We start from the raw sequence: 25,664 nt of genomic DNA, 5'->3' as shown, positions 1-25,664 counted from the left end.
CTGCGGCCGAAGCCGCCGCGAAAAATCAACCCGGGAGGAAAACTATGACAGAAAACGGAACCAAGCTGCCGCTGCAGCGCCGCAGCTTCATGATCGGCGCCGCCGCGACCGGCGCCAGCGTTGCCATGCCCTCGCTGGTCCGCGCCGCCCGCTGGCCGGAAAGACCTCTCACGATGATCGTGCCGTCGGATGCCGGCGGCAGCATCGACCGCGCGATCCGGGGCCTTTCCACGGTGATGCAGAAGCATATCGGCCAGCCGATCCAGGTCGAAAACCGCCCCGGTGGCTCCTTCATGTTAGGAGTGCGGTATTTTCTGCAGCAGCCTCAGGATGGAAACGTGATCCTGGCGCATGCCCTCTCGCCCTATATCGCCTCCTCGATCCTGTTCCATCAGGCGCCCTACAAGATCGAGGATTTCGCGTTCATGAACGCCTTCTGGTCGGATTGGGACGTTATCGCCGCCTACAAGGATTCTCCGTACCGGACGCTTCCCGATCTGCTGAAGGCGATCAAGGAAAACCCCAAAAAGGTGCGCGCCAGTGTCGTGACCGGCTCGAGCGGTCATCTTACGACGCTGCTGATGCTGCAGCGGGCGGGTATTCCGGTCGGCAATCTGAACCTCGTCACGTTCCAGGGCGGCGGACAGGCGCGGCAAGCCATCGCCGGCGGCCAGGTCGACTTCATCGTCATCGCGGGCAGCGGCAGCGAGGGCGTGCGCGAATTCGTCAAGCCGCTTGCCGTGGTTCGGGACACCCCACATCCCGACTGGGACGCACCCGTCCTGGCCGAGGCGACCAAATCCATGGGCCTGTCATTGCCCGTTCTGCCCGGGTCGATGCGCGGACTGGCGATGTCGGCGCGGTTCCGCGCCGAGCATCCGGACCGCTGGGACATCATCCAGGCGGCCCACAAGGCCACCTTGCAGGATCCCGATTTCATCAAGTTCGCCGAGAGCAACGCGATGGGACACGACTGGTTGGGCCCCGAGAAGACCACCGAGAAGGTGAAGGCCGTCCACGACATCTTCGCCGAATTCAAACCCCTGCTCCAGCGCTGACGTCGCCAGGTCATGAAGCGCTTCCTGGAAAAATTCGGCGACCTGCTCGTCGTATCGGCCTGCGCGGCGGCAACGATCGCCTATGTCGTCGATGCGCAGGCCAAGTCGCGCTCGGTCGAAAACCTTGCCTTCATCGTCCCGCTCGCCATTGCGATTCTCGGGCTCTGCCTGCTGGTCGCCGTCACGCGGCGGCGGCCGGCCGGCGCTGTCGGGGAAGCGGAAGCTACCACGCAATCCGAAGGAGGCGCGGCCAATGCCGCGCTTCCCTTCTACTGTTTCGGCCTGCTCGTCGCCTATGTCCTCTCGATCCCGCATATCGGGTTCGACCTGGCCAATATGGTCTTCGTCGCCCTGTTCGTCTGGCTGCAGGCGGCACGTCAGCCGCTGCACGCCCTGCTTTTCGGAGCGTTGTTCGGCCTCGGAGCGGCATGGGCCTTCCAAATGATCCTTCCGTACCGACTTCCGATGACCCTGCTCTAGGAGCGCCCGCCATGTGGATCGACTTTTCGGCGCTCGATGGAGCCCTGTCCCTTCTCGGCGGCTCCTGGATGGCCTGGGCCGTCGTGCCTCTGGGCCTGATGATCGGCCTGATCTTCGGCGCCATTCCGGGCATGCAGACCTCGATGGCGATGGCCATCTTTCTGCCTGCGACGCTGTACATGGACTTCCTGTCGGCGATGCTGTTTCTGACCGCGATCTTCACCGGGGGAGGCTTCGGCGGCGGAATCTCGTCGATCCTGATCGGCATACCCGGCACGTCGACGGCGGTCGCCACCACGTTCGACGGCTATCCCATGACCCGCAAGGGTCAGCACAACGAGGCGCTGGGCGCTGCTCTTTTCTCCTCCTGTGTCGGGATGCTCTTCTCCTACGTCATCCTGTTCCTGACGATCGGTTTCCTGGCGAGTTTCGTCCTCAATTTCGGCCCCCTCGAAATGCTGATGGTGGCCCTCTGGGGCGTGACATTGATCGGGATTCTGGGCGGCAAGAGCTTCTCGAAAGGGCTTCTCGCGGGGTTGTTCGGCCTGCTTTTGGGAACCATCGGCACCAGTCCCATCGGCGTGACGCGCGGCACCTTCGGGATTCCGGATCTGCTCGACGGCATACCGGTCGTCCCGGCGATGCTCGGCTTGTTCGCGGTCTCCGAGCTGATCAGCCTGACACAGCGCGACTATATCGTCGGCTCCGAAGATTCCCGCCGCCTGAATTTCGGCCGCATCATCGCCGGTTTCGGCATGGCCATGCGATATCCCGGCACCTTGCTCCAGGGCAGCGTGATGGGCGCGCTGATCGGCGCCATACCCGGGGTCGGCTCATCCGTGTCGAATCTCGCCTCCTATGCCGAGGCGCGGCGTCGCGACCCGAATCCCGAGAGCTTCGGGCAGGGCAATCCGAAAGGTGTCGTTGCTGCCGAATCGGCGAATTCGAGCTCGGAAGGCGGCTCGATGGTGACACTGCTGGCGCTGGGCCTGCCGGGCGGCGGCGGCACGGCGGTCATGCTGGCGGCCTTCGCCGCCCATAACATCACCGGCGGCCCCAAATTCATTCGCGACCAGACCGACATTGTCTACGCGATCATTCTGGGAAACATGGCGCAGGCCTTCCTCCTCCTGCTCCTTGGCCTGTTCACGATCCATTTCATCAGCGCACTGGTCAAAGTGCCGATCCGCTACCTGACGGCCGCCGTTCTGGTGATGTCGGTCACCGGAGCCTATGCCCTGACCGGCAACATGCTCGGCCCCTATGTGCTGATCGCATTCGGCGCGCTCGGCTGGCTGATGCGCCGCTTCAACTATTCCATTGCGGCGATGGTGGTCGGGCTGCTGATGGGGAGCCTTTGCGACACCAATCTGGTGTATGTCTATCAGATCAGCGGTGGAGACTGGCAGTACCTGTTCGAACGGCCTCTTGCATTGGCCTTGGCACTTCTGCTGGTAGTTTGCGTGGCGGTCGTTCCAATGCTGCGATGGTATAGGGGCCTCTCCGCCGCAGCGGCACAAGCAGGGCGGAAACCGGCATGACGGCGAGGGTGGAGTCCGGTTCGCTCGTGGACCTCGTCGTCGAGCGGATCGAGAAGGCGATATTGCTGGGCGAGTATCCGGCGGGGATGAAGCTCTCGGAGCAGTCGCTCGCCACCGAGCTCGGGGTCAGCAGAAGCCCCATGCGTGAGGCTTTTCGTCGCCTCGAGGGCAAGAAGCTCGTCGTGCGCCGGCACAATGCCGGCGCACGGGTGGCCGAGCATTCGGCGAAGGAATTGCGCGAGGTCCTCGAGATCCGCGAAGCGCTGGAAAGCTATGCCGCCCGCAAGGCGGCGGAGAACATGACGGCTGAGGAGAAGGAAGCGCTCCTGCAATTGGTGGCGCGGCAGAGGGAATATGAGCGCCAGGGCCTGACCGCCGACCGCAACCAGTCCCCCGAGCAGGATTTCCATCTCTTCGTGATCCGCGGCAGCAAGAACGACCGCCTGTCCGACATGCTCTATGGCGACCTCTACTACGCCCTGCGCGTTCTTCGCTATCGCTCGAGCTCCCATGCCGGGCGCAACCGGCTGGCGATCGAAGAGCACGCAGTCGTCGCAGCCGCGATCGCGGCAGGCCAGCCCGAGGTCGCCGAACAGGCCATGCGCGTTCATCTGCGCCGTTCGCACGAGAACATGCTGCACGCCGAGCGCGGCAAAGCCTGAGCATCGCGTTGTCCTGGCGCTCCGAGGCGTCGTGGCCTTGCCGTAAGGCCGCCTCGGCCATGCCCGGGCACTTGGTCGGTCCACGCAGTATGGTGCAGCGGCAGGGCGGGGCATCGACCCGCCAGAACATCGGATCGAAAATTGGCTCCCCTTTTTCGAGGAAATCCTCTGATTTTGCAAAGAGATAGGGCGCCATCTCGCTTCCGGCACGGCGCTCGGCGCCCTGGCCGGATTCCACGCCAGCATGGTAAGCGCGCCCGGCATTGCGATGGCTGCCCAGATGATTCGAGAAATTGAGCGCGAGGAGAAAGCGCTCTTCGGCGACCCTCGTTCAGAGCGAGAGGAAGGCCTTGCCATGGCTGACGGTGGACCGGTGTCCGCCGATCACGGGCGAACTGATCCGATACCCTTGCCGTTCGGGCAAAGGCCAGTGCTCGCTTCGCATGCGAAAAATAAAAACCCGTCTTGGTAGTGACGGGCCATGGCATCTGAAGAACCATTCAACACGACCGCAAGACTAATGCGGTGTCGATCGGTTCTTTTCGATGCGGAACTCTTTCTCTTGCTTGAAGAGAAGGAGTGGTGCCCAGGAGAGGACTCGAACCTCCACGCCCTTGCGAGCGCCAGCACCTGAAGCTGGTGCGTCTACCAATTCCGCCACCTGGGCAACGAGGGTCCGTTTAGGGGGGGCGGACGCGCCTGTCAACGGCCTAGCCGACGAAATTATCAGGCGGCTGTGCAGAGTACTCTGCAGCGGGCGGCGAGGCGTTGCGCCGCCTTCACAGTTGGGATGCGATGAACTAGGACAGGCGCGAGAGAAACCGCTTCCAGCGCTTCAAAATCGGAGCTCGCGTGACCATGGCGAACCTGCCTCCCGCTCAGCAACTCGTCACCGTCTTCGGCGGCTCGGGCTTCCTCGGGCGGCATGTCGTGCGGGCGCTCGCCCGGCGCGGCTATCGCGTCCGGGTCGCCGTGCGCCGGCCCGATCTCGCGAATTTCCTGCAGCCGCTCGGCATCGTCGGCCAGATCCATGCCGTGCAGGCCAATCTGCGCTACCCCGATTCGGTCGCTGCCGCGGTGCGGGGTTCGGATGCAGTGATCAATCTGGTCGGTATCCTCAGCGAGAGCGGCCGGCAGAATTTCTCCAACGTCCAGGCTCAGGGTGCGCGCACCGTTGCCCATGCCTGTGCCAGCCTCGGCATCGAGCGTCTCGTCCAGATCTCGGCGCTCGGCGCCGACGCCGATTCGAAATCGCGCTATGCCAGCACCAAGGCGCAGGGCGAGGCGGCGGTGTTGGAACAGGTCGAGAGCGCGGTCGTGCTGCGCCCCTCGATCATGTTCGGGCCGGAGGATACCTTCTTCAATCGTTTCGCCTCGCTGGCCCGCATGCTGCCGGTGCTGCCGCTGGTCGGTGGCGGCGAGACGAAGTTCCAGCCGGTCTTCGTCGGCGATGTCGCCAAAGCGGTCGCGCTCGCGATCGAGGGCAAGGTCGCGGGCGGCAAGGTCTATGAGCTCGGCGGCCCGGAGGTGAAGAGCTTCCGCGAGCTGGTCGAATATGTCTGCGAGGTCACCGGCCGCCGGCGCTTCATCGCTTCGCTGCCGATCCCGCTGGCACGCTTCCAGGCCCGGATCCTCGAGATCGTCAACATGCTCTCGCTCGGTCTGCTGCCGGACGAGTTCCTGCTGACCCGTGACCAGGTCACCTTGCTGCAGAGCGACAACATCGTCTCCGAGGCGGCGCGCAAGGACGGTCGCACGTTTGCCGGCATCGGCATCGCGCCGGTCTCCTTCGAGGCGGAGGTGCCGTCCTATCTCTGGCGCTTCCGCAAGGCCGGGCAGTTCGCCACCTCGCGCGGCGGCTGAAGACTGGCTCCGAGGCGGGGCCCCCGGAGCGCGCAGCGTTCCCCCGGGACACGGCACGACCGCGTGAGCGCGCTGTCGATCTGACAGCGCGCTCAGCAATGATTCGCGTCAGACGGGGGTTCGGCGCGGCGCGGGCCTTCAGGCTGCGCTCAGAGCATGCTCGGCAGCACGCGATCCGGCGGCTTGTGCCCGTCCATAAAGGTCTTGATGTTGACGATGACCTTCTCGCCCATATCGGCGCGGCCCTCGTGTGTGGCCGAGCCCATATGCGGTAGCACCACGACACGGTGCTGGCGGGCGAGCTTGAGCAGGCGCGGATTGACCGCCGGCTCGTGCTCGAACACGTCGAGCCCGGCACCGGCGAGTTCGCCGGCCTCGAGCATGCGGGCGAGCGCCGTCTCGTCGACGATCTCGCCGCGCGCCGTGTTCACCAGGATCGCATCCGGCTTCATCAGCTTCAGCCGGCGGGCCGAGAGCAGGTGATAGGTCGCCGGCGTATGCGGGCAGTTGACCGAGACGACGTCCATCCGCGCCAGCATCTGGTCGAGCGAATCCCAATAGGTGGCGTTGAGTGCCTCCTCGGCCCGCAGGTCGATGCGGCGGCGGTTATGGTAGTGGATCGACAGGCCGAAGGCGGCGGCGCGGCGCGCCAGGGCCTGGCCGATGCGGCCCATGCCGACGATGCCGAGGCGCTTGCCGGTGATCCGGCGTCCGAGCATCCAGGTCGGCGACCAGCCGCCCCATTCGTCATCGGTGATGACGCGCGCGCCTTCGGCGATGCGCCTGGCGACGGCGAGGATCAGCGCCATCGTCATGTCGGCGGTGTCGTCGGTGAGCACGCCCGGCGTGTTGGTGACGGTGATGCCGCGCTGCACGGCGCTGGCGACGTCGATATTGTCGACGCCATTGCCGAAATTGGCGATCAGCCGCAGCTGGTCGCCGGCCTGGGCGATCAGGCCGGCATCGAGCTTGTCGGTCACGGTTGGGACCAGTACGTCGGCGGTCTTCAGCGCCTCGACCAGCGCCGCCTGGCTCATCGGCGTATCGTCGAGATTGAGCCTTGCGTCGAACAACTCGCGCATCCGTGTCTCGACGACAGCGGGCAGCTTGCGCGTAACGACGACCAGAGGCTTCTTCTTCGACATGAGCGGCTCCTCCGGGGCGGTCGGCGCAGGCTCTCCGCCTGATCGCCGACTGCTCCCAACACACGGGCGCCGCCCGTCTCGTTTCCGCCTCAACCCGCCATTAACCGAGGCGCTTCAGGAATGGGGCGAGTGGCGTTTCGACGACCGGCAGCCGATCTGTTGTCTAGAGCAGGATGCGGCAAAGTGGAAACCGGATTTTCGTGCGAGATCGCCGCCGGGCTCGGTCGCCTTTCGAGGCGCACGGCCCGACGCCGCGCCGTGGCGGCGCCCGGCAGGCATGAAGGAGTTTGAAAGGATGGCGGCTAGCATGAGGGGTGCACTCGCCTGCCTGGCGCTGGCATTGATGGCGGGGCTTGCTCTTACATCGCCGCGTGCGGTCGCACAGGAGCTGGCCGTCGGCCAGGTCAGCGGCCTGCCGGTGCCGCGCTATGTCAGCCTGAAGTCGGACCGCGTCAATCTGCGCGAGGGGCCGTCGAAGGAGCATCGCACCAGCTGGGTCTTCCAGCGCGCCGGCCTGCCTGTCGAGATCACGGCCGAGTTCGAGACCTGGCGGCGCGTGCGCGATGCCGATGGCACCGAGGGCTGGGTGCTGCACAGCCTGTTGTCCGGGCGCCGCACGGTGCTGGTCGCGCCCTGGTCCAAGGTGAAGGGTGAGACGTTCGCCCTGCGCGACTCGGCCAGCGACAACGCCGCGATTCTCGCCAGCCTCGAGCCGGGCGTGATCGCCAATGTCCATTCCTGCCCCGGCGGCGGCTGGTGCAATGTCACGGTCAACAAGATCAACGGCTATCTGCGCCAGGACCGTCTCTGGGGCGTCTATCCCAACGAGAAGCTGAACTGAGTCGCGGCCGCCCGCTGACGGGCGGCCGGTCACATCGCCGAGAAGGTCATCATCGGCCGGCCGCGTCCATCGAGCAGGACGAGCTTGCCGCGCGCCGGATCGGTGCGCCAGCGCCGGACCTCGCGCAATCCGGCGAAGAATTTCTGCTCCTGGTTCATCGCGGCGGGCGTGCAGGCCATCTGCGTGGCGGCGACCGGTCCGAAGCTGATTCGCGTGCCGGTGATTGTGGCCGAGCCGCTCATCCGGTTGCAGCCGCCGGAGCCGCTCACCCTGCCGTCGGCTGCGATTTCGAGCACTGTCTGCAGCCGGTCGATCACCCCCGCTCGCCGGATATCCTCGAGCAGCCAGCGGCCGACGGGCGAGGCTTTGCGCTCCGGGGCAGGCGAAGGCGAGGCGGCGACACGCTCGACGCGGATATCCGTCTGCTCCGGCCCGCCATCGAAAATGCCGTGATGGCTGGTATTGATGAAGAGCAGCTGCCCGCGGTGCAGGATGCGGGCCTGCAGCGCATAGCGCCGGCGCGGCTGGATCTGCGCCCGGTCGAAGTGCAGCACATAGCGCGCGGGGTTGCGCGCGCCGCTGACCCTGGTCTCGGCGATGATGCGCGCCGGCGCATCGGCGAGCGAGACGTCCAGCAGCTTGACCTCGACGATGGCGCCGGGCGGCAACGCGATGCGCTCGCGATAGGAGACCGTCCCGCGCAGGGTCCCGGTGGTGGCGAAGGCTCCTCCTGCCGGCAGCAGCCCGAGCGCCAGGGTGGCGACGAAAGCGCGCCGCGATGCAGTCATGATATGAAATCCTGTTCTTGTCGCAGCGTTCCGGCCCGTTCGGGGCGCGGAAATGCCTCAGCCATCGATCTTGCGCAGGCGGACGACGACGTCGACGCGAGCGATCTCGTAGCCATCGGGCGGCGGCGGAAGTTCCGCGACATCGACCGCGGAGGCGGGGATGTCGATCACCTTGTCTTCGCCGTCGACGACGAAATGATGGTGGTCGCTGCTGTCGGTGTCGAAGAATGTCTTGGCGCCGTCGATCGCGAGTTCGCGCAGCAGGCCCGCCTGGGTGAACTGATGCAGCGTATTGTAGACAGTCGCGAGCGAAACCGGCACGCGCGCCTTCATCGCTTCTTCATACAGCATCTCGGCGCTGACATGCCGGTCGCCCTTGGCGAAGAGCAGCCAGCCGAGCGAGACGCGCTGCCGTGTCGGCCGCAGGCCGACGCGGCGCAGGCGCAGGCGCACGTCGTGGAACGGACATCCCTGGCGCGCGCTCGATCCGTAGCCCAGGTCTTGTGGCGTCAGATCGCTCATGCTGCGGGTCCGCCTCCAGAGTTTGCTGCCGGCAGGCGAAAGGCCTCCGGCTCCTCCTCGATTTAAGGCTTCGATCCTCGGCCCGCAAGCGTCGCGGCACCGCGCCGCGCCTTTGCATCTGCGGCGTGCCGGCTGCGGCGCGACGGTTCGGGAGCAGGTCGGGGCGCGGGGCCGGGTCATCCACGCCCTGGCGCGCTTGCGCCCTTTCGTTTCCCGGCGACACCGTGTTAGGCACGCGTCACGAGAAATGACCGCCTTGTCGGCGGCCGGAACGGAGCGGAACGGGAATGGCGCGGCAATCGTCTTTCAGCTACGAGGAGATCCTCGCTTGTGGTCGCGGGGAGCTGTTCGGGCCGGGCAATGCGCAGCTGCCGCTGCCGCCGATGCTGATGTTCGATCGCATTGCCGAAATCAGCGAGGAAGGCGGCCCGCACGGCAAGGGCTTCGTCCGCGCCGAGTTCGACATCCGCCCGGATCTCTGGTTCTTCGACTGTCACTTCAAGGGCGACCCGGTGATGCCGGGCTGCCTCGGCCTCGATGCGCTCTGGCAGCTCACCGGCTTCTTCCTCGGCTGGCTCGGCCTGCCGGGCCGCGGCCGCGCGCTCGGTGTCGGCGAGGTCAAATTCGCCGACCAGGTTCTGCCGAGCGTCAAGCAGGTGGTCTACGGCGTCGAGTTCAAGCGCGTCTTCAAGTCGAAGCTGGTGCTGGGGATCGCCGATGGCTGGCTCGAGGCCGACGGCAAGCGTATCTATACGGTCGCCGACATGCGGGTCGGTCTGTTCAAGCCGGAAGCGGCCTGAACGGAAACAACTCGGGCGGGGCAGGGCGGGCCGATTGCCGGCGCGTCGGGCGAAACCGTTCCGAAACGCTGAAATCGATCACGTTTGTGATCTTGGACGAGAGCGATCCCGGATCATCGTGGTCGAGGCGCCTTGCGTTCGCCGCCTGCGCGGTCCATTTGCGCAGGAGCTGACCTTTATGGGGTCCGGGGCTGGCTTCCCGGCCCGTCACCAAAGAGCCGGAGAAACAGCATGAGACGCGTTGTGGTCACCGGGATGGGCATCGTCTCGTCCATCGGCAACAATACGCAGGAAGTGCTGGCTTCGCTGCGCGAGGCCAAGTCCGGCATCTCCTATATTCCGGATTTCGAGAAGCACGGCTTCCGCAGCCGTGTCGCCGGCGTGCCGACGCTCGTCGCCGCCGATGTCGTCGACCGCCGCGCCATGCGCTTCCATGGCGGCGGCACGGCCTGGAACCATGTCGCCATGGACCAGGCGATCCTCGATTCCGGGCTCGAGGCTGCGGAGATCAGCCATGAGCGCACCGGCATCGTCATGGGCTCCGGCGGTCCCTCCACCCGTGCCCTGATCGATGCCTATGACAAGGCGTGCGAGAGCGGCTCGTCCAAGAAGGTCGGCCCCTTCGCGGTGCCCAAGGGCATGTCCTCGACCGCGTCCGCGACGCTCGCGACCTGGTTCAAGATCAAGGGCGTGAACTATTCGATCTCCTCCGCCTGCGCGACCTCGAACCATTGCATCGGCAATGCCTACGAGCTGATCCAGTGGGGCAAGCAGGACGTCGTCTTCGCCGGCGGCTGCGAGGAGCTCGACTGGACGCTGTCGGTGCTGTTCGACGCGATGGGCGCGATGTCGTCCAATTTCAACGAGACCGCCGCCCGGGCCTCGCGCGCCTATGACGTCAACCGCGACGGCTTCGTGATCGCCGGCGGTGCCGGCGTGCTGGTGCTCGAGGAACTCGAGCACGCCAAGGCCCGCGGCGCCAAGATCTATGGCGAGATCGTCGGCTATGGCGCGACCTCCGACGGCTACGACATGGTCGCTCCGTCCGGCGAGGGCGCGGTGCGCTGCATGCGCATGGCGCTGCAGGGCGTCAACGCCAAGGTCGACTACATCAACCCGCACGGCACCTCGACCCCGGTCGGCGACGGCAAGGAGATCGAGGCGATCCGCGAGGTTTTCGGCGCCGGCGAGAAGAGCCCGCCGATCTCCGCGACCAAGTCGTTGACTGGCCATTCGCTCGGCGCCACCGGCGTGCAGGAGGCGATCTACTCGCTGCTGATGCTGAACAACGACTTCATCTGCGAGAGCGCTCATATCGACGAGCTCGACCCGGCCTTTGCCGACATGCCGATCGTGCGCAAGCGCATCGACAATGCCGGCCTCGGCTGCGTGCTCTCCAACTCGTTCGGCTTCGGCGGCACCAACGCCACCATCGTGATGAAGCGCCTGGAGGCCTGAGCCCGCCATGCTGTTCATGGTGATCGAGCATTTCGATCAGGGGCGCGTGAAGGATGTCTACGCTCGGTTCGCCGAGCGGGGCCGGATGGCACCGGACGGGCTGCGCTACGTCGACAGCTGGGTCGCAGCCGATCTTTCACGTTGCTTCCAGGTCATGGAATGCGACGACATCACCTTGCTGCAGCAATGGGTGCTTGCCTGGGGCGATCTCGTCCGTTTCGAGATCGTGCCGCTCGCGACCTCGAAGGCGACCGCCGCAGCCCTGAGCGGGCAGACCTGAGCGGCGCCGCGAGGCGCCTGATCCGCTCCGGGCTTCCGGGGCGGTGAAAATGCCGCTATGAGCGGCAATTGATCGCAGCCAGACCGGAACCCCATGCTTCCCTTGATGCACAACAAGCGCGGCCTCGTCATGGGCGTCGCCAACCAGAATTCGATCGCCTGGGGCATCGCCCGCACCTTGCACGCCCATGGTGCCGAGATGGCCTTCACCTATCAGGGCGAGGCGCTGGGCAAGCGCGTCAAGCCGCTCGCCGAGAGCATCGGCTCGAAGCTGATCATTCCCTGCGATGTCGAGGACATCGCTTCGGTCGACGCGACCTTCGCGGCGCTGGACGAGGCCTGGGGCGGCGATCCCGAGCGCAACACGCTCGATTTCCTGATCCACGCCATCGGCTTCTCCGACAAGAACGAGCTCAAGGGCCTCTATGCCGACACCAGCCGCGAGAATTTCTCGCGCACCATGGTGATCTCCTGCTTCTCCTTCACGGAGGCAGCCAAGCGCGCCGCCGAGCGTATGCCGCTGGGCGGCAGCATGATCACGCTGACCTATGGCGGCTCGACCCGCGTGATGCCGAACTACAATGTCATGGGCGTCGCCAAGGCGGCGCTCGAGGCGAGCATGCGCTATCTCGCGGCCGATTACGGCCCGCGCGGCATCCGCGTCAACGCGCTCTCGCCCGGACCTGTGCGCACGCTCGCCGGCGCCGGCATCTCCGACGCCCGTGCGATGTACTCCTGGCAGCGGGCCAATTCGCCGCTGCGCAAATCGGTGTCGCTCGAGGATATCGGCGGCGCCGCGCTGTATTATCTTTCCGATCTTTCGGGTGGCGTCACCGGCGACATCCATCATGTCGATGCCGGCTACAACATCACCTCGATGCCGGTGCTCGACGGGTTGCGCGCCGCCGATTCCGGCAATGGCGAATAGGTCGGGCGGCGGAGCGCGGCCCTTCCCTCGATCGGCCTGACGGCGTTATCCTCGCTCATGGTGGAACCCGACGCGGCCGCGGCGGTTCGACCTGTGAGCGATGGAGAATGCTCATGGTCATCGTCAAATACGAGGTCGTCCAGCACGATGGCGGCTGGGCCTATAAGGCAGGCGGGGCGCTCTCCGAGACGTACCGGACGCATGATGCTGCGCTGAAGGCGGCCGAGAAGGCGGCGGCCCGGCAGAAGCGGCCTGGCACCACCGACGGCATCGTCTACCAGGACGCCGATGGCCGATGGCATGAGGAGCTCGCTGACGGACGCGACCGGCCGGGAACGCGCGTCGTCGACGAGCCCTGAGCCCTCTCAGTTCTGGGTGAAGAAGGTCAGCAGCACCTTGCCCTTCTCGCCGAGCAGGCAGAGGAAGCGGCGCGGCTTGTCGGAGCGATCGGTCTTCAGATAGGCCTCGCCCATGATGATGCGCGTGATCCGCGTATCCTCGACCTTGGTTTCCGAGGTCGCGATCGTCAGCCCGTCCTCATCGATCACGATGTCCTTGATCTCGGGCTCGCGCGCGGTGATCGCCACCATCGCCGTCGACTTGCAGGCCGCGAGCTCGGGCGATGCCGGCTTCTCGACCGGCGCGGGCGAGGCCGGCGAGGCGTTCTGCGCCAGAGCAGGGGCGGCGAGAAAAGCGAGCAGCGCGGTCGCGCAGGCGATGTGTCGGAGCATGTGAACCTCGGTTGCTGTCGAGGTTCAACGCGGATCGGTCTGCCGGGTTCAATTCTCCCGCGGCGCTCATCGTTCCAGGCGAGCGTCGCTGCGGCCGGAATGACGGGCGCCGGCCCCGAATTCAGCCGCCCAGCGCCTGCTGGAGATCGGCGATCAGGTCGTCGGCGTGCTCGAGGCCGATCGAGAGGCGGATCAGCCCATCGCCGACCCCCATGCTGGCGCGCACTTCCGGCGTGAAGCGCTGATGCGTCGTCGTCGCCGGGTGGACGATCAGGCTCTTGGCGTCGCCGAGATTGTTGGAGATGCGGATCAGCCTGAGCCTGTTGAGGAAGCGGAAGGCGCCTTGCTTGCCGTCGGCAACCTCGAAGGCGATCAGCGTCGAGGGACCGCTCATCTGCCGGGCGATGATCTCGGCTTGCGGATGCTCGGGGTTGCCGATGAAGGCGACATGCGGGAGTTCCTTGCGGCTCTTCAGCCATTTGGCGACCGCTGCCGCATTCTGCGCCTGCTGGCGGATGCGCAGTGGCAGCGTCTCCAGCGCCTTCAGCATCACCCAGGCATTGAAGGGCGACAAGGCCGGGCCGGTCTGGCGCAGATAGGTCTGGATATCGCCCTCGATCAGCGCCTTCGCGCCGAGGATGAGCCCGCCCAGGCAGCGGCCCTGACCGTCGATGTGTTTGGTCGCGGAATAGACCACCAGATCGGCGCCGAGTTCGAGCGGGCGCTGGAAAAGCGGCGTGGCGAAGACATTGTCGACCACGAGGATGATGCCGGCCTCTTTGGCGATCGCGGCGACGGCGGCGATGTCGATCACCTCCAGCGTCGGATTGGCCGGGCTCTCCAGGAAGAACAGCTTGGTGTTGGGCTTGATCGCGGCACGCCAGGCGGAAGGGTCGGTGCCATCGACCAGGCTCGACTCGACGCCGTAGCGCGGCAGGTGATCCTCGATGACGTAGCGACAGGAGCCGAACAGCGCCCGCGCCGCAACGACATGGTCGCCGGCGCGCACCGGCGCCATCACGGCCGCGGTGACGGCGGCCATGCCGGTCGCGGTGGCGCGGCAGGTCTCGGCACCCTCGAAGGCGGCCATGCGCTGCTCCAGCATGGCGACGGTGGGATTGGACAGGCGTCCGTACTGGAAGCCGGGATCGGTGTTGAGGAAGCGGCCCTCGCTCTGTTCGGCGCTGTCGTAGACATGGCCCTGCGTCAGGAACAGCGCCTCTGAGGTCTCGCCGAACTGCGAGCGCAGCGTGCCGGCATGGACCAGTCGGGTTTCAGGGTGCAGAGCTGATGTGTCCGCCGCTTCGATGCTCATGACCCGTCATCCGTTTCGTTCGTTATAACGGACGAAGCGAATATCACCGTCGATTGTGTTCGTAAAGGCGAACGTTTTTCCCTTCTAGGGACTGCCGCCGGCCGTGCTGTGTCAGGATTACGAGATGGGCTGTGCCACGCCTCAGCGTCGCGGGCTGCTGGAGGGAACGACCAGTTCGCCATCCTCCTTGATGAACGGTCCGATCTGCGGGTTCGGCAAGATCTGCAGCACCTCTTCCGAAGGCCGGCAGAGCCTGGTTCCCTTCGGCGTCTCGACGATGGGACGGTTGATCAGGATCGGGTGCGCCAGCATGAAATCGACCAGTTCGTCATCCGTCCATTTCGCATTGCCGAGATCGAGCTCGGCATAGGGCGTGCCCTTTTCACGCAGCAGCCCCCGCGCGCCGATCCCCATGGCCTCGATCAGTTCGATGAGCCGGGCGCGATCTGGCGGTGTCTTGAGATACTCGACGATGACGGGGTCTTCGCCGCTCTTTCGGATCATGGCGAGCGTGTTGCGGGAGGTGCCGCAAGCCGGGTTGTGGAAGATCGTGATGGTCATGGTCGTCCCTCGGCGGCTCGGATTTCGGTATTGTCTGTGCGCGCTGACAACAACCATGTCATCGCGGCCAATGCGCAGAGCGCGCCTGCCAATTCGGCCAGGATGAAGCCCGGCAGGTCGATGGCCCGGATTCCGGCGAATGTGTCGGTCAGCGATCGTGCGATCGCGACCGCCGGGTTGGCGAAGGAGGTCGAGGCGGTGAACCAGTAGGCCGCTGCGATGTAGAGGCCGACCAGCCAGGGGACGGCGCTCCGTTCGAAGCGCAGCCCGGCGAGGATGGTCGCTGCGAGCCCAAAGGTTGCGAGCCCTTCTGAGAGCCATTGCTCGCCGCCGGTTCTGATCCTGGAAGAGGCGTGCAGCAACGGCAGTGCGAACATCGCATGCGCGACCAGGGTTCCGGCGATGCCGCCGACCGTCTGGACGAGCATGTAGAGCCCGGCATCCCGGCGCGGCAACTCGCCTCTGAGCGCAAGGATCAGGCTGATCGCCGGGTTGAAATGTGCGCCCGAGACCGGCCCGAGCACGGTGATGAGCACGACGAGCATCGCCCCGGTCGCCAGCGTGTTGGCGAGCAGGGTCAGCGCCGGGTCGCGGGCGAGCGTGTCCGCCATGATGCCGGAGCCGACGACGGTCGCGACCAGGAAGGCTGTGCCGATGGATTCGGCCGCGAGGCGCTGGGGCAAAGCGCTGCTCATGGCGATCCGGCCGCGCAGCAATCGGCCAGCGCGGCGACCGCTGGACCGCAGATCGCGGGATGACCCTGGCAGCAATCACGCATCAGGAAAGCGACGAGGCCCGACAGCGCCGGATAAGCCACGCTGTAGATGATCGAACGCGCCTCGCGGCGCGACTGGACCAGGCCTGCCTGCTCGAGATGGCTGAGGTGGAAGGAAAGCCGCGACGAGGAGGCGCCGACCGTCTCGCCGATCGCGCCGGCGGCGAGCCCGTCCGGCCCCGCCGTCACCAGCAGTCGGACGATGCGCAGTCTGGTTTCCTGCGAGAGGGCCGAAAAGGCGGCGAGGGCTTGCGCTTCCGTCATTTTCATCTCAACATCTCAATAGAGATTGAAATGAAAGTAGCCGAAGATGCCGATCGAAGCCAGCCCCTCGCCGGTGGATTTTCAGGGCGATGCCCTGCTCGGGACGCTTCTCGATGCTCTCGAACCCTATGCGGCCCTGCCCCTGCTGTTCGACTATGCCGGGCGGACGATCCAGCCCGGCTATCACCTGACCGAGGTCAAGGCAGGGGCTTTCGTCACGCTCGACTGTGGCGGAAATCCCGACCGCTGGCAGGAGACGATCCTCCAGATCGAGGACCTGCCGGCGAGTGATGGCGACGGCTGCATGCTGGTCGGAAAATTCCGGTCGATCCTCGACCGCGTCGCGGCGCGAATCGCATTGGCGGCGGATGCCCGCCTGACTTTCGAAGTTGGCAGGCCGGACGAGCCGATGCGGATCTTCGATCTCGCTGCGCTCGCGCCGCAGCAGGGTCACGTCCTCCTGCGGCTCATGGCGCGATCGGCCATCTGCAAGCCGCGTCACCGCGTAGCGCGCCAAGCCACCAGCCCGGCATGCTGTGCGCCGGCATCATCGCAGGCGGGCTGCTGCTGATCGACTGCGCCGGAGCCGGCGCCGCCGTTCCGTGCGGGGCGGGCTCAGATCGCCGCGCCGTCGCTCACCGTATCGGCGCCGAGATCGACGCGGACCGCGCGGACGATCTCGGCTTCCGCTGCCGCTCCGCGCCGGCGCGGATGCGGCGCCGAAATCCGGTGCTCGGCGATGATCTGGCCGGGCGCGCCGGAGAGCACCACGACCCGGTCCGCGAGATAGGCGGCCTCGTCGATGTCGTGGGTGACGAAGAGCACGGTCTTGCCGGTGCGCTGCCAGACGCGGATCAACTCGTCCTGCAGCGTCTCGCGGGTCAGCGCATCCAGCGCCGAGAAGGGCTCGTCCATCAGGAGGATCTCGGGCTCGACCGCGAGCGCACGGGCCAGCGAGACGCGCTGGCGCTGGCCGCCGGAGAGCTGGTGCGGCCAGCGCTGGGCGAGGCTGCCGAGGCCGACGAGATCCAGCGTCTCCTGCGCCTTGGCGAGGCGCTCGCCCCGCGATGCCCGGCCTTCGAGACCGAAGCCGACATTCGAGATCACCTTGCGCCAGGGCAGCAGGCGCGAATCCTGGAAGACCAGGGCGACCGGCCGGCGCGAATTGTCCTTCGCGTGGATCGTCACCTCGCCGCCGCTCGGCTTGACGAGGCCGGCGATGACGCGCAGCAGCGTCGACTTGCCGACGCCGGAAGGGCCGACGATCGCCAGGAATTCGCCGCGCGCGACCTGAAGGTCGAGCTTGCGCAGCACCTCCGTCGCCTCGCCGTCGCGGGTGAAGGTCAGCGACAGGCCCTTGATGTCGATCACGCTTTCCAACGCAGCACCCATTTCTGGAAGGCGACGAAGGCCGTGTCGAGCAGCCCGTAAAGAGCAGCCATCGTCAGCATGTAGATCACCACGAGATCGGTCGCGAGCAGGCTCGAAGCCTGCATCATGCGCTGGCCGACCCCGGCGACGCCGAAGATCTCGGCCGCGACCACCGCCATCCAGGCCTGGCCGAGCGCGGTGCGCACGCCGACCAGGATGCCGGGCATCGCCGCCGGTAGCAGAATCTTGGTGAGGCGCTGCCACGCCGAATGGAAGCCGAAGGCGTCGGCGACCTCGATCAGGTCGCGGTCGACGCCGCGGATCGCGCCCTGTGCCGCGAAGAACACGATCCAGAATACGCCGATCGCGATGATGAACACCGCTGCCTGCGGGTTGACGCCGAACCAGATGATCGCGAACGGGACCCAGGCGAGACCGGGGATCGGCCGCAGCAGGCGCACCACCCAGGAACTCAGCTCCTCGGCGATCTTCGACATGCCGGTCAGCACGCCGAGCGCGATGCCGAGGCCGGCGCCGGTGCCGAGCCCGATGAAATAGTGCCCGAGCGAGCCGGCGATCGCCGACAGCCAGGCGCCCGACTGGACCTCGCGCAGGAAGGCGGCCGGCAGCGCGCTCGGCCCGGGCAGGAAGGCCGGGTTGACGATGCCGAAAAAGGGGATCGCCTCCCACAGCAGCAGGAAGGCGACGAGGCCCGTCAGGGCTAGGGCCGGGGCCCGCAATGACTGCAAGATCGTTCCTCTGGGGGGCGTTGGCACAACCCGCCGTCATTCCGGCCGCAGCGAAGCGGAGTGCCGGAATCCATCGAAGGGAGTTGCGCTCTACGATGGATTCCGGAGCTGAGCCGCTTCGCGGCTCGTCCGGAATGAGGGTGCGTCGCGTGCTTGTGTGGGCGGGCGATCGCCGTCAGCCGGCCGCCTTGAGCGCCCGCTCGTAGAACTGCGTCTCGAACAGGCCGTCGAAGGGCAGCTCCTTCTCCAGCGAGCCAAGCTTGACCTGATAGGCCTGCATGGCCCGCGCCGGTGCAATGATCTTGCGCGGATCGATCTCGAACTTGCTGGCTGGGGAGACCAGCGCCTTCTGGATCAAGGCGGGGTCGACGATACCCTTGCCGAGCGCGGCGCCGACATGGGGGGCGGCCTTGTCCGGCGACTTGGCGAGCAGGTCGGCGGCGCGGACGAGGCCGTTGACCAGCTTCTGGACCGCGTCGGGGTTCTTGGTGACGAAATTGCCGGAGGCGGCGACGACCGTGCCGGGCTGGCCCGGGAAGAGTTCCTCGCCGCCGGCGATCAGCTTGATGCCGGGATTGCGGGTCTGGACGATGGTCAGGGCCGGCTCGCGCACGATCGCGCCCTCGACGGCGCCGGCGAGCACCGCCTGCTGCGTCGCGTCGATACCCATCGGCACGATCTCGACATCGGCCTTGTCGGCCTTCGCGACCTCCCAGAGCCAGTATTGCAGCACGGTGTTCGGCACCGAGCCGGCCGGCTGCGTGGCGAGCCGCGCGACCTTGCCGGTCGCGGCCTTGTGCGCCTTGAAGGCGGCCGCTGCGGCCGTGCCCGCCGTGAAGAATTTCGCCAGCGCGGGGGCCGCGACGAAGACGTTCTCACCGGTCGCGGTCGAGGCGACGACACGGATGTCGACGCCGCGCGAGCGGGCGACGGCAAGCGGCGCGACGCCGGCGACGTAAAGGTCGATCGTGCCCGAGGCGAGCGCCTGGATCATGTTCGGACCGGATTCGAACACGGTGAAGGCGGACTCGATCCCGGCCTGTTTCAGCCAGCCCTCGCCATTGGCGACGAAGATCGGCGCGGTGCCGATGATCGGGATGTAGCCGATGCGGGCGGCAACCGGCGCCTGCGCGCGGACGCCGGCGAAAGGCGTGGCGGCGAGCAGCGAAGAGCCGGCGAGCAGGAACTGGCGGCGGTCCATGGCTTAATCCCTCGATCAGCGTGTGTATCTCAGCCTATTGACGTTTGATAAAAGGATTTTCTATCTAATGACAATAACTTGCCGGGAAAAAGAAATTCCTTCTAACGATACCGGTTCAGAGAAATAATTTGTCTCGAAATCCAAGGATCTATGGAATGGACGCGATCGACCGGAAGATTCTCACCGTCCTGCAGGCGGACGCCAACATCTCGATCGCGGAGCTCGCCGACCGTGTCGGCCTGTCGCAGACACCGTGCTGGAAGCGCATCCAGCGCCTGGAGCAGTCCGGCGTCATCACCAAGCGCGTCGCGCTGGTGGCTCCGGAGCGGATCGGGCTCGGGCTGACCGTCTTCGTCCAGATCGAGACGGCCGACCATTCCGGCCCCTGGCTGGAGAAGTTCGCCCAGAGCGTCGCGGCGATGCCGGAGGTGATGGAATTCTACCGCATGGCCGGCGATGTCGACTACATGCTGCGCGTCGTCGTCGCCGACATGGCCGCCTATGACGGCTTCTACAAGAAGCTGATCGAGACGATCCCGCTGAAGAACGTCACCTCGCGCTTCGCCATGGAGCGGATCAAGGCGACCACCGCCTATAAGGTGCCGGACCTGCCGAAGGCGTCGTGATCGACGCTTCGGCCTGACACTTACCCTCATCCTGAGGAGCGCTCCGCTTGCTCCTCAGGATGAGGGCTGGGGAGAGGAGGCTTGCCGGGAATGCCGGCATTGCAGGCCGGTCCCGCCTGCGATGGGCCTTGCCGAAGCCGGCTTGCTCCCGCATGAACGCTCTGGATTTCTCGAACGAGGCGCGCCATGTCCAGCTATGTCATCGACCCGCCGAAGGTTGCCGCTGCCCCGGTCGCCGGCGGCGGGCTCTTCCCGGTGCGCCGCATCTTCTGCGTCGGGCGCAACTACGCCGAGCACACCCGCGAGATGGGCGGCGATCCCGATCGCGAGGAACCCTTCTTCTTCACCAAGCCGGCCGATGCGCTCCTGATCGCTGGCGCCGATATGCCCTATCCGACCAAGACCGCCGATCTGCACCACGAGATGGAGCTCGTCGTCGCGATCGGGAAGGGTGGCAAGGACATCGCCGAGGCCGATGCGCTCGGCCATGTCTATGGCTATGCCGCCGGCCTCGATATGACGCGTCGCGACCTGCAGGCCGCCGCCAAGAAGGCCGGCCGGCCCTGGGACATGGCCAAGGGCTTCGACCTCTCGGCGCCGATCGGCGAGATCGTGCCGGCGGCCAGGGCAGGCCATCCCGATGCCGGACTGATCGAGCTCAAGGTCAACGGCAAGGTCCGCCAGAGTTCCGATCTCGCCAAGCAGATCTGGAACGTGCCCGAGACCATCGCCTATCTCTCCGGTCTGATCGAGCTCGCGCCCGGCGATTTGATCCTGACCGGAACGCCGGAAGGCGTCGCCGCGGTGGTGAAGGGCGATCTGCTGGAAGGCTCCATCGCCGGCGTCGGCAGCGTCCGCACCCGCATCGTCTGAAGTTTCGGCCTCAGCCGGCCGCCCTTGCGGCCGCTCCGCGATTATCGTGAATAGGTAGGATCGAACATGCGTCTGACTCCCGAAGCCGGCGGCGTCTTCCCGATCGCCCCGACCCCGTTCATGCCCGACGGCACTGTCGACTGGAACTCGGCCGACAAGCTCTTCGAGTTCTATTCCGATATCGGCTCGGACGGCGTCACCGTGCTCGGCATCATGGGCGAGGCGCCCAAGCTCGAGCCGGAGGAATCGGTCGGCCTCGTCAAGCGAGCCGTCGCCAAGATGGGCGGCAAGCCGATCATCGTCGGCGTTTCGGCTCCGGGCTTCGCGGCGATGCGCTCGCTCGCCCGCCAGGTCATGGACCTCGGCGCCGGCGGCGTGATGATCGCGCCGCCGCCGAGCCTGCGCACCGATGACCAGATCACCGGCTATTACGCCCAGGCTGTCGAGGCGATCGGCACTGACATCCCCTTCGTCATCCAGGACTATCCGCTGACGCTCTCGGTGGTGATGACGCCCGCCGTCATCCGCAAGATCATCCAGGACAACCCCTCCTGCGTGATGCTGAAGCACGAGGATTGGCCGGGGCTTGAGAAGATTTCGGCGCTGCGCAAGTTCGAGGCCGAGGGCAGCCTGCGCCATGTCTCGATCGTCACCGGCAATGGTGGCATCTTTCTCGATTTCGAGATGGAGCGCGGTGTCGACGGTGCCAATACCGGCTATGCCTTCCCGGAGCTGCTGATCGACGTCGTCAGGCTGAGCAAGGCCGGCAAGCGCGACGAGGCGCATGACATCTTCGACGCGCATCTGCCGCTGATGCGCTACGAGCAACAGCAGGGCGTCGGCCTTGCGGTGCGCAAATACACCATGATGAAGCGCGGCATCCTCGCCCATGACGCGCAGCGCAAGCCGGGCTCGGCCCTGTCCGCTGCGGCCAAGGCCGAGGTCGATTACCTGCTCGCCCGCCTCGCCAGGCACGATCCGCGCGCCGAGCTCTGAGTCCGCCCGGCAAGGCTTTCCGCGACGCAACATGGCGGCGCTCCGGTCGAAGCCGGAGCGCCGTTTTTGCTTGGCGCCCCGCTGCGGCCGGGCGCGGATGTCTCAGTACTTGATCACGCCGAAGCGCCGGAAGGCGTCGTGGATGCGGTCGGCGTAGGTGTTGAAGCTCGGATAATCGCCGAGATGGGCCGGGCGCGGCCGCGGCAGCTCGATCTTGATCTCGTCGACGATCCGCCCCGGCGTCGGCGACATCACCAGCACCCGGTCCGACAGGCCGATCGCCTCGTCGATCGAATGGGTGATGAAGACCACGGTCTTGGCCTGCTCCAGCCAGAGCATTTCGAGGTCGTGCCGGATCTGGGTGCGCGTGATCGCGTCGAGCGCGCCGAAGGGTTCGTCCATCATCAGCACGGACGGGTCGTGGATCAGCGCGCGGGCGATCGAGACGCGCTGGCGCATGCCGCCCGAGAGCTGCTTCGGGTAACGATCGACCGCATGGCTGATGCCGAGCTTCTTGAAGAGATCGAGCGCCCGTTCCTTCGCCGGCGCGAGCGGCAGGCCGCGGATCTCGGCCTGGAGCATGACGTTCTCCAGCGCCGTCCTGAATTCCAGCAGGAGATGGTCCTGGAAGACGATGCCGATATCGGTCAGGGGCTCGCGCAGGGGCTTGCCGTTGACCAGGAGTTCGCCGCTGCTGGTCGGGATCAACCCGGCCGCCATCAGCATGAAGGTGCTCTTGCCGCAGCCGGATGGACCGATCAGGCTGACGAACTCGCCGCTCCTGATGTCGAGCGTCAGCCCGTCGACGGCGGTGAAGCCGCCGAAGGTCTTGACGATGCCGCGCCCCTCGATCGAGGCGGCGGCGGAAGCGGCTGTGGCGGTCATTTTTCGTTCCCAGTCGAGAACCGATCCGTCATTCCGGGCAAGCCGCGAAGCGGCGTAGACCCGGAATCCATCGAAAGGCGTCATGCTCTACGGTGGATTCCGGCGCTCCGCTGCGCTGCGGCCGGAATGACGGCGCGGTTCCGGTGATGCTTCGTGCGGCCTAAGAGCAGGCCGGCGGCGAGGCCGGCAGCAGCTCGGTGGTGTAGTAGTCGGTGATCGGCTTGTCCTTGGGCAGGCCGAGATACTGGGTCAGCAGCTCGAAGCTGGTGTTCCAGTTCTTCTCCGGCACCTTGCCGAGCGCGGTCGCGCCGGGAGCGCAGAGCAGCTTGTTGACCACCTCGAACTGGGCCAGCACCTGCGCCTTCTTCACCGCGGGGAACTGCGCGACGACCGCGTCCGCGGCGGCATCCGGGTTCTTGCGGGCGGCGTCCCAGCCCTGCAGGCTCGCCTCGATGAACTTTTTGTAGAGGTCCGCATCGGCCTTGATCTTGTCGTCGCGCGCGATGATCGAGAGGCCGACCGTCGGCACGCCGACATCGCGGTAGAACATGTCGCGCACCTTGAAGCCGCGCTCGCGGATCTGGATCGAGTGGAAATCGGCGCCACCCAGGATCGCGTCGACCTTCTTCTCGAGCAGCGCGCCGACGAAGGCGCCGGGATCGATGTTGATGACGTCGACCTTGCTCTTGTCGATCTGGTTCGAGGCGAGGATGGCGTCGAGCAGGATCGTCTGCGCCGTGCCGGGCTGGACCGCGAGCTTCTTGCCGACCAGGTCCTTGGGCGAGGCGATGCCGCTATCTTCGAGCGAGATGATGGCGAAGCCGTTGGTCTGCAGCACGGGGGCGACGATCTTCACCGGCGCGCCCTTGGTGCGCAGCTGCATCGCGGCCGGCGCATCGGCGAAGCCGACATCGCTCTGCCCGGTCGCGACCATCTGCGCCGTCGTGCCCGAGCCCTTGCCTTCCTCGATCGTCAGATTGATCCCGGCCTTCTCATAGAGGCCCATCTGCTTGGCCATCATGAAGCCGGCATTCGGCGCGGCGGCGAGGAAGTTCAGCGTGATCTTCATCGGCTTGCCGCCGGCCTGGGCGAGCGCGCCCGTGGTGCCGAGCGCCAGCACGGCGGCGGCGGTGAGTAAGGTCCTTCTGAGCATGATCCTATCCTCCCTTATGGTTCCGGTTTGCCCGGTTTGATGGTCGTGTTCCCTTAGCCTTCAGCCTTTACGCTGCCACGGCATCAGCAGCACTTCGAGCCCGTCGACGAGATAGCTGAACAGGATGCCGACGAAGCTCAGCGCCACCAGGCAGGCGAAGATCAGCGGCATGTCGAGGAAACTGGTCCCGCGCAGCAGGAGATAGCCGAGCCCGGCATTGGCGCCGACGAACTCGCCGACGATGGCGCCGGTCGCCGCGAACACCGCGGAGACCTTGAGGCCGGAGAAGATGTAGGTCAGCGCTGCCGGCACCCGGACATAGCGGAAGGTCTGCCAGGCCGAGGCGCCCATCGAGCGGGTCAGGTAGAGCACGCGCTCGTCCAGCGCCCGGAAGCCCGTCATGCTGGCGACCAGCGTCGGGAAGAAGCAGAGCAGGAAGGTGAGCAGCACCTTCGGGAACAGGCCGAAGCCGAACCAGACCACGAAGAGCGGCGCGATCGCGATCTTCGGCACCAGCTGGAAAAAGACGATCACCGGGTAGATCGCCTTCTCGAGCAGCTTCACCGAGACGATGACGTAGCCGAGCGGGATCGAGATCGCCGCCGCCATCAGGAAGCCGAGCACGATCTCGTTCGCCGTGACCAGCGTGTGCTGGAAGATCAGGGCGCGGTCGGTCCAGAGACGCTCGAAGAAGGCGCTCGGGACGGGGAGGATGTATTCCGGGATGCCGGCGGCCGGCACGAACCATTGCCAGGCGAGCAGCAGAACGGCGAAGCTCGCCAGCGGCCAGGCGATGGCGGAGGCCAGTGCACCGGCTTTCGCGCCGCCGGTGGTGGCCGGTGCCGGAGCGGAAGTGGTGGTGGTGCTGTCCTGGCTCATGCGGCTGTTCCCGTTGCCGGTGCCGTAGCGCCCAGGCGTGGTGCCTGTGCTCCGGCCGGCGCGATCTGTCGGCGCCGCAGCGGCCAGATTTCGGCCATGGCCTGGGCGGCGTGCCGCAAGGCGGCGGCGATTTCTTCGCGCCTGGCTTCGTGCATGCGCTGCAGCGGGCCGGCGACGCTCAATGTCCCGGCGATGGCGGCATCCGGCTCGGGGCCGGCGCGGAAGGTCACGGCCATGGCGACGGTGCCGATCTCGCCTTCCTCGACGGCGAGCGCGAAGCCGCGCCTGCGGGTCTCGTCGAGATGGGCGCGCAAGGCATCGACGTCGCCCAGCGCGTTGGGGCCGGTGCGTCCTTCCGCCTTGAAGCCGCGGGCGCAGACGATGCGCAGCGCCTCCGCCTCCGGCAGGCTGGTGAGCCAGGCTTTTCCGGTCGCGGTGGCGTGCAGCACGATGTCGGTGCCCATTGGCGGTTCATAGCGCAGGCCGGCCGTCGCGCCCTGGGCGCGGGCGATCCAGACGAGATCCTCGCCTTCGACGACGGCGAGCCGACAATATTCGCGGGTGGTGCGGGCGAGCTCGTCGAGCACCAGTTGGCCGGCGTCGGGCAGGCCGCGCCGGTCGAGATTGCGAAAGGCGAGCTGGGCGAGTTTCAGCGTCAGCCCATAGGCGCCGGAGCTGGCATCCTGTGCCACCAGGCCGCGCTCGGCGAGCGTCGCCAGCAGGCGATGCGTCGCGCTGACCGGCAGGCCGAGCCGTTCGGCGAGCATGCTGAGATCGGCGCCCTCGGCCTCGTCGGCCAGGGCTTCCAGCATCTTCAATGCGCGCTCGACCGCAGCGATCGTCACCTGTTCCGTCCCGTTCGATATTGTAATTGGAAATGATTTCCAATTTGGATTTGATTTTCGTATACGGACGGAAGC

Annotated in this window: 30 protein-coding genes and 1 tRNA gene; 15 read left to right on the top strand and 16 right to left on the bottom strand. The window is 66.4% G+C overall.

All coding sequences use genetic code 11. The annotated features are described in order from the left end of the window. The first annotated feature begins 89 nt into the window (after positions 1-89). The 4 genes from AC3RCC_RS24375 (at position 90) to AC3RCC_RS24360 (ending at position 3,741) form a co-directional block, all read left to right on the top strand. Complete coding sequence (locus AC3RCC_RS24375; RefSeq protein WP_492256872.1) at positions 90-1,058, top strand: tripartite tricarboxylate transporter substrate binding protein; 969 nt, start codon at positions 90-92, stop codon at positions 1,056-1,058. A gap of 12 nt (positions 1,059-1,070) precedes the next feature. Then, positions 1,071-1,538, top strand: a complete 468-nt coding sequence (locus tag AC3RCC_RS24370) for a tripartite tricarboxylate transporter TctB family protein (protein WP_291639998.1) — start codon at positions 1,071-1,073, stop codon at positions 1,536-1,538. Positions 1,539-1,606: 68 nt separating this feature from the next. Then, complete coding sequence (locus AC3RCC_RS24365) at positions 1,607-3,079, top strand: tripartite tricarboxylate transporter permease (RefSeq protein WP_291650680.1); 1,473 nt, start codon at positions 1,607-1,609, stop codon at positions 3,077-3,079. Further along, the gene (locus AC3RCC_RS24360) at positions 3,076-3,741 is read left to right on the top strand and encodes a GntR family transcriptional regulator (RefSeq protein ID WP_291639994.1); all 666 of its coding nucleotides are present in this window, start codon (positions 3,076-3,078) and stop codon (positions 3,739-3,741) included. The genes AC3RCC_RS24365 and AC3RCC_RS24360 overlap by 4 nt, the downstream gene beginning before the upstream one ends. 580 nt (positions 3,742-4,321) lie before the next feature. Here the strand turns inward: AC3RCC_RS24360 and AC3RCC_RS24355 are convergent. Continuing rightward, positions 4,322-4,408, bottom strand: a tRNA-Leu gene (locus AC3RCC_RS24355). 191 nt (positions 4,409-4,599) lie between these two features. Between AC3RCC_RS24355 and AC3RCC_RS24350 the strand changes: the two genes are divergently transcribed. Continuing rightward, a complete protein-coding gene (locus AC3RCC_RS24350; protein ID WP_492256871.1) occupies positions 4,600-5,604 on the top strand; it encodes a complex I NDUFA9 subunit family protein in 1,005 nt (334 codons plus the stop codon). A gap of 149 nt (positions 5,605-5,753) precedes the next feature. Here AC3RCC_RS24350 and AC3RCC_RS24345 read toward each other — a convergent pair whose 3' ends face one another. After that, positions 5,754-6,749 (bottom strand): 2-hydroxyacid dehydrogenase, encoded by a 996-nt coding sequence (locus AC3RCC_RS24345; RefSeq protein WP_291639990.1) that lies wholly within the window; start codon positions 6,747-6,749, stop codon positions 5,754-5,756. A gap of 307 nt (positions 6,750-7,056) precedes the next feature. On the opposite strand from AC3RCC_RS24345, the gene AC3RCC_RS24340 reads away from it, so the two are divergent. Further along, positions 7,057-7,590 carry an SH3 domain-containing protein gene (locus tag AC3RCC_RS24340; protein ID WP_291639989.1) on the top strand — a complete coding sequence of 178 codons (534 nt, stop codon included), beginning with the start codon at positions 7,057-7,059 and terminating at the stop codon, positions 7,588-7,590. 29 nt (positions 7,591-7,619) lie between these two features. Here AC3RCC_RS24340 and AC3RCC_RS24335 read toward each other — a convergent pair whose 3' ends face one another. Further along, positions 7,620-8,378 (bottom strand): YbaY family lipoprotein, encoded by a 759-nt coding sequence (locus AC3RCC_RS24335; protein ID WP_492256870.1) that lies wholly within the window; start codon positions 8,376-8,378, stop codon positions 7,620-7,622. 57 nt (positions 8,379-8,435) lie between these two features. Further along, positions 8,436-8,900 carry an iron response transcriptional regulator IrrA gene (irrA, locus tag AC3RCC_RS24330; RefSeq protein WP_291639986.1) on the bottom strand — a complete coding sequence of 155 codons (465 nt, stop codon included), beginning with the start codon at positions 8,898-8,900 and terminating at the stop codon, positions 8,436-8,438. 287 nt (positions 8,901-9,187) lie between these two features. Here irrA and fabA point away from each other — a divergent pair, with 287 nt between their 5' ends. The 5 genes from fabA (at position 9,188) to AC3RCC_RS24305 (ending at position 12,724) form a co-directional block, all read left to right on the top strand. Next, a complete protein-coding gene (fabA, locus tag AC3RCC_RS24325) occupies positions 9,188-9,700 on the top strand; it encodes a 3-hydroxyacyl-[acyl-carrier-protein] dehydratase FabA (RefSeq protein ID WP_291639983.1) in 513 nt (170 codons plus the stop codon). A 231-nt stretch (positions 9,701-9,931) separates the two neighbouring features. Further along, positions 9,932-11,158, top strand: a complete 1,227-nt coding sequence (fabB, locus tag AC3RCC_RS24320) for a beta-ketoacyl-ACP synthase I (RefSeq protein ID WP_291639981.1) — start codon at positions 9,932-9,934, stop codon at positions 11,156-11,158. A gap of 7 nt (positions 11,159-11,165) precedes the next feature. Beyond that, complete coding sequence (locus AC3RCC_RS24315) at positions 11,166-11,438, top strand: DUF3303 domain-containing protein (protein WP_291639979.1); 273 nt, start codon at positions 11,166-11,168, stop codon at positions 11,436-11,438. 93 nt (positions 11,439-11,531) lie between these two features. Then, a complete protein-coding gene (fabI, locus tag AC3RCC_RS24310; protein WP_291639977.1) occupies positions 11,532-12,365 on the top strand; it encodes an enoyl-ACP reductase FabI in 834 nt (277 codons plus the stop codon). 113 nt (positions 12,366-12,478) lie between these two features. Continuing rightward, positions 12,479-12,724 carry a DUF2188 domain-containing protein gene (locus AC3RCC_RS24305; protein WP_291639975.1) on the top strand — a complete coding sequence of 82 codons (246 nt, stop codon included), beginning with the start codon at positions 12,479-12,481 and terminating at the stop codon, positions 12,722-12,724. Positions 12,725-12,730: 6 nt separating this feature from the next. Here the strand turns inward: AC3RCC_RS24305 and AC3RCC_RS24300 are convergent, their stop codons facing one another. The 5 genes from AC3RCC_RS24300 to AC3RCC_RS24280 all read right to left on the bottom strand — a co-directional run bounded on the left by AC3RCC_RS24300 (position 12,731) and on the right by AC3RCC_RS24280 (position 16,011). Continuing rightward, positions 12,731-13,096: a hypothetical protein gene (locus AC3RCC_RS24300; RefSeq protein WP_291639974.1), complete on the bottom strand. Its 366-nt coding sequence runs from the start codon at positions 13,094-13,096 to the stop codon at positions 12,731-12,733. 121 nt (positions 13,097-13,217) lie between these two features. Continuing rightward, complete coding sequence (metZ, locus tag AC3RCC_RS24295) at positions 13,218-14,411, bottom strand: O-succinylhomoserine sulfhydrylase (protein ID WP_492256869.1); 1,194 nt, start codon at positions 14,409-14,411, stop codon at positions 13,218-13,220. Between the two features lie 141 nt (positions 14,412-14,552). Then, on the bottom strand, positions 14,553-14,972 hold the full coding sequence (gene arsC / locus AC3RCC_RS24290; protein WP_492256868.1) for an arsenate reductase (glutaredoxin): 420 nt from the start codon (positions 14,970-14,972) through the stop codon (positions 14,553-14,555). Beyond that, positions 14,969-15,667 (bottom strand): aquaporin, encoded by a 699-nt coding sequence (locus tag AC3RCC_RS24285; protein WP_452116917.1) that lies wholly within the window; start codon positions 15,665-15,667, stop codon positions 14,969-14,971. The genes arsC and AC3RCC_RS24285 overlap by 4 nt, the downstream gene beginning before the upstream one ends. Further along, positions 15,664-16,011, bottom strand: coding sequence for an ArsR/SmtB family transcription factor (locus tag AC3RCC_RS24280; RefSeq protein ID WP_291639966.1), 348 nt, complete (start codon positions 16,009-16,011; stop codon positions 15,664-15,666). The genes AC3RCC_RS24285 and AC3RCC_RS24280 overlap by 4 nt, the downstream gene beginning before the upstream one ends. 46 nt (positions 16,012-16,057) lie before the next feature. On the opposite strand from AC3RCC_RS24280, the gene AC3RCC_RS24275 reads away from it, so the two are divergent. Further along, positions 16,058-16,582, top strand: coding sequence for a DUF6428 family protein (locus AC3RCC_RS24275; protein WP_492256867.1), 525 nt, complete (start codon positions 16,058-16,060; stop codon positions 16,580-16,582). Between the two features lie 44 nt (positions 16,583-16,626). On the opposite strand, the gene AC3RCC_RS24270 is transcribed toward AC3RCC_RS24275, so the two are convergent. From AC3RCC_RS24270 to AC3RCC_RS24260, 3 genes are all read right to left on the bottom strand, one after another. Continuing rightward, entirely contained in the window at positions 16,627-17,403 is a 777-nt protein-coding gene (locus AC3RCC_RS24270; protein WP_492256866.1) for an ABC transporter ATP-binding protein, read from the bottom strand. After that, positions 17,379-18,131 (bottom strand): ABC transporter permease, encoded by a 753-nt coding sequence (locus AC3RCC_RS24265; RefSeq protein ID WP_492256865.1) that lies wholly within the window; start codon positions 18,129-18,131, stop codon positions 17,379-17,381. The genes AC3RCC_RS24270 and AC3RCC_RS24265 overlap by 25 nt, the downstream gene beginning before the upstream one ends. 175 nt (positions 18,132-18,306) lie before the next feature. Next, positions 18,307-19,332 carry an ABC transporter substrate-binding protein gene (locus AC3RCC_RS24260; protein WP_492256864.1) on the bottom strand — a complete coding sequence of 342 codons (1,026 nt, stop codon included), beginning with the start codon at positions 19,330-19,332 and terminating at the stop codon, positions 18,307-18,309. 155 nt (positions 19,333-19,487) lie between these two features. Here AC3RCC_RS24260 and AC3RCC_RS24255 point away from each other — a divergent pair, with 155 nt between their 5' ends. The 3 genes from AC3RCC_RS24255 to AC3RCC_RS24245 all read left to right on the top strand — a co-directional run bounded on the left by AC3RCC_RS24255 (position 19,488) and on the right by AC3RCC_RS24245 (position 21,827). Then, positions 19,488-19,958: an Lrp/AsnC family transcriptional regulator gene (locus AC3RCC_RS24255; protein WP_066478449.1), complete on the top strand. Its 471-nt coding sequence runs from the start codon at positions 19,488-19,490 to the stop codon at positions 19,956-19,958. Positions 19,959-20,144: 186 nt separating this feature from the next. Beyond that, positions 20,145-20,831 carry a fumarylacetoacetate hydrolase family protein gene (locus tag AC3RCC_RS24250; protein WP_291639954.1) on the top strand — a complete coding sequence of 229 codons (687 nt, stop codon included), beginning with the start codon at positions 20,145-20,147 and terminating at the stop codon, positions 20,829-20,831. 66 nt (positions 20,832-20,897) lie between these two features. Then, complete coding sequence (locus AC3RCC_RS24245; RefSeq protein WP_492256863.1) at positions 20,898-21,827, top strand: dihydrodipicolinate synthase family protein; 930 nt, start codon at positions 20,898-20,900, stop codon at positions 21,825-21,827. Positions 21,828-21,929: 102 nt separating this feature from the next. Here the strand turns inward: AC3RCC_RS24245 and AC3RCC_RS24240 are convergent, their stop codons facing one another. From AC3RCC_RS24240 to AC3RCC_RS24225, 4 genes are all read right to left on the bottom strand, one after another. Beyond that, positions 21,930-22,712 carry an ABC transporter ATP-binding protein gene (locus AC3RCC_RS24240; RefSeq protein WP_492256862.1) on the bottom strand — a complete coding sequence of 261 codons (783 nt, stop codon included), beginning with the start codon at positions 22,710-22,712 and terminating at the stop codon, positions 21,930-21,932. A gap of 160 nt (positions 22,713-22,872) precedes the next feature. Beyond that, a complete protein-coding gene (locus AC3RCC_RS24235) occupies positions 22,873-23,865 on the bottom strand; it encodes an ABC transporter substrate-binding protein (RefSeq protein ID WP_492256861.1) in 993 nt (330 codons plus the stop codon). A gap of 60 nt (positions 23,866-23,925) precedes the next feature. Next, complete coding sequence (locus tag AC3RCC_RS24230) at positions 23,926-24,744, bottom strand: ABC transporter permease (RefSeq protein WP_291646559.1); 819 nt, start codon at positions 24,742-24,744, stop codon at positions 23,926-23,928. Continuing rightward, positions 24,741-25,589, bottom strand: a complete 849-nt coding sequence (locus tag AC3RCC_RS24225) for an IclR family transcriptional regulator (RefSeq protein WP_492256860.1) — start codon at positions 25,587-25,589, stop codon at positions 24,741-24,743. The genes AC3RCC_RS24230 and AC3RCC_RS24225 overlap by 4 nt, the downstream gene beginning before the upstream one ends. Positions 25,590-25,664: the final 75 nt, after the last annotated feature.

The organism is Allobosea sp. GW823-FHT01F03 (assembly GCF_058798075.1).
This window is presented reverse-complemented; position numbering and strand designations above follow the sequence as displayed.

Coding starts and splice junctions, on each gene's coding strand:
- AC3RCC_RS24375 (WP_492256872.1), top strand. CDS start 90: ATGATCGGCGCCGCCGCGACCGGCGCCAGCGTTGCCATGCCCTCGCTG.
- AC3RCC_RS24370 (WP_291639998.1), top strand. CDS start 1,071: ATGAAGCGCTTCCTGGAAAAATTCGGCGACCTGCTCGTCGTATCGGCC.
- AC3RCC_RS24365 (WP_291650680.1), top strand. CDS start 1,607: ATGGCCTGGGCCGTCGTGCCTCTGGGCCTGATGATCGGCCTGATCTTC.
- AC3RCC_RS24360 (WP_291639994.1), top strand. CDS start 3,076: ATGACGGCGAGGGTGGAGTCCGGTTCGCTCGTGGACCTCGTCGTCGAG.
- AC3RCC_RS24350 (WP_492256871.1), top strand. CDS start 4,600: ATGGCGAACCTGCCTCCCGCTCAGCAACTCGTCACCGTCTTCGGCGGC.
- AC3RCC_RS24345 (WP_291639990.1), bottom strand. CDS start 6,749: ATGTCGAAGAAGAAGCCTCTGGTCGTCGTTACGCGCAAGCTGCCCGCT.
- AC3RCC_RS24340 (WP_291639989.1), top strand. CDS start 7,057: ATGAGGGGTGCACTCGCCTGCCTGGCGCTGGCATTGATGGCGGGGCTT.
- AC3RCC_RS24335 (WP_492256870.1), bottom strand. CDS start 8,378: ATGACTGCATCGCGGCGCGCTTTCGTCGCCACCCTGGCGCTCGGGCTG.
- irrA (WP_291639986.1), bottom strand. CDS start 8,900: ATGAGCGATCTGACGCCACAAGACCTGGGCTACGGATCGAGCGCGCGC.
- fabA (WP_291639983.1), top strand. CDS start 9,188: ATGGCGCGGCAATCGTCTTTCAGCTACGAGGAGATCCTCGCTTGTGGT.
- fabB (WP_291639981.1), top strand. CDS start 9,932: ATGAGACGCGTTGTGGTCACCGGGATGGGCATCGTCTCGTCCATCGGC.
- AC3RCC_RS24315 (WP_291639979.1), top strand. CDS start 11,166: ATGCTGTTCATGGTGATCGAGCATTTCGATCAGGGGCGCGTGAAGGAT.
- fabI (WP_291639977.1), top strand. CDS start 11,532: ATGCTTCCCTTGATGCACAACAAGCGCGGCCTCGTCATGGGCGTCGCC.
- AC3RCC_RS24305 (WP_291639975.1), top strand. CDS start 12,479: ATGGTCATCGTCAAATACGAGGTCGTCCAGCACGATGGCGGCTGGGCC.
- AC3RCC_RS24300 (WP_291639974.1), bottom strand. CDS start 13,096: ATGCTCCGACACATCGCCTGCGCGACCGCGCTGCTCGCTTTTCTCGCC.
- metZ (WP_492256869.1), bottom strand. CDS start 14,411: ATGAGCATCGAAGCGGCGGACACATCAGCTCTGCACCCTGAAACCCGA.
- arsC (WP_492256868.1), bottom strand. CDS start 14,972: ATGACCATCACGATCTTCCACAACCCGGCTTGCGGCACCTCCCGCAAC.
- AC3RCC_RS24285 (WP_452116917.1), bottom strand. CDS start 15,667: ATGAGCAGCGCTTTGCCCCAGCGCCTCGCGGCCGAATCCATCGGCACA.
- AC3RCC_RS24280 (WP_291639966.1), bottom strand. CDS start 16,011: ATGACGGAAGCGCAAGCCCTCGCCGCCTTTTCGGCCCTCTCGCAGGAA.
- AC3RCC_RS24275 (WP_492256867.1), top strand. CDS start 16,058: ATGCCGATCGAAGCCAGCCCCTCGCCGGTGGATTTTCAGGGCGATGCC.
- AC3RCC_RS24270 (WP_492256866.1), bottom strand. CDS start 17,403: ATGGGTGCTGCGTTGGAAAGCGTGATCGACATCAAGGGCCTGTCGCTG.
- AC3RCC_RS24260 (WP_492256864.1), bottom strand. CDS start 19,332: ATGGACCGCCGCCAGTTCCTGCTCGCCGGCTCTTCGCTGCTCGCCGCC.
- AC3RCC_RS24255 (WP_066478449.1), top strand. CDS start 19,488: ATGGACGCGATCGACCGGAAGATTCTCACCGTCCTGCAGGCGGACGCC.
- AC3RCC_RS24250 (WP_291639954.1), top strand. CDS start 20,145: ATGTCCAGCTATGTCATCGACCCGCCGAAGGTTGCCGCTGCCCCGGTC.
- AC3RCC_RS24245 (WP_492256863.1), top strand. CDS start 20,898: ATGCGTCTGACTCCCGAAGCCGGCGGCGTCTTCCCGATCGCCCCGACC.
- AC3RCC_RS24240 (WP_492256862.1), bottom strand. CDS start 22,712: ATGACCGCCACAGCCGCTTCCGCCGCCGCCTCGATCGAGGGGCGCGGC.
- AC3RCC_RS24235 (WP_492256861.1), bottom strand. CDS start 23,865: ATGCTCAGAAGGACCTTACTCACCGCCGCCGCCGTGCTGGCGCTCGGC.
- AC3RCC_RS24230 (WP_291646559.1), bottom strand. CDS start 24,744: ATGAGCCAGGACAGCACCACCACCACTTCCGCTCCGGCACCGGCCACC.